Here is a 731-nt window from a genome sequence, read left to right on the forward strand (position 1 = left end):
CTCAATTACTGGATGCTTTAAATGGTCGTATTCGTCCTCACCACCTTAAGTTAATTCAAATGCACTATGACCATCTTCTCTACATTGAAAAACAGATTGAACAGTTAGAAAGTGAAATTGATCAATTAATAACTCCCAATCGTGAGGAAATGGAAATATTGATGACCATTCCTGGTATTCAAAAGGATGCAGCGGCGAGCATCCTAGCGGAAATTGGTATCGACATGTCCGTATTTCCTACCGATGGGCATATAGCCTCTTGGGCTGGAACAAGTCCTGGCAATAACGAAAGCGCTGGTAAAAAAAAAGGGTCTAAATCCAACAAAGGAAATACGCACTTAAAAGCTGTCCTGTGCCAAGTAGCCTGGGCCGCCATGAAATCCAAAGATAGTCGATTGGCCTCCTTTTATTACCGAATAGTAAAACGGCGAGGGCCAAAAAAAGCGAATATGGCTTTGGCACATTTAATTTTAAGGATCATTTACCAGATGCTAAAAACAAAAACACCTTATCAGGAATACGGCTGGGACTACCTACCAAGTAAAGAAAGGAAGAAAGATTACTTTATAAAAGAATTACAAAAGATGGGCTACGAAATAGATATCCAAGAAAACAAATCAGCATAATTAACTACAATAATGTTCCATAAATTTTTAAAATGAACAATTTCATTTAAGGGGGGTGCTTTTTTGCGCCAAAATTCAGCATAACCCCCATTTTCGTATAAAAAG

Annotated in this window: 1 protein-coding gene; it reads left to right on the plus strand. The window is 38.0% G+C overall.

Features of this window, described 5'->3' with window-relative positions; all coding sequences use genetic code 11:
• Positions 1-626 (plus strand): IS110 family RNA-guided transposase (locus tag NC797_RS18310; RefSeq protein ID WP_272438219.1); only part of this gene is annotated, 626 nt, incomplete at its 5' end.
• Positions 627-731: the final 105 nt, after the last annotated feature.

The sequence above is a fragment of the Terrihalobacillus insolitus genome, from assembly GCF_028416575.1.
GTDB lineage: Bacteria > Bacillota > Bacilli > Bacillales > Amphibacillaceae > Terrihalobacillus > Terrihalobacillus insolitus.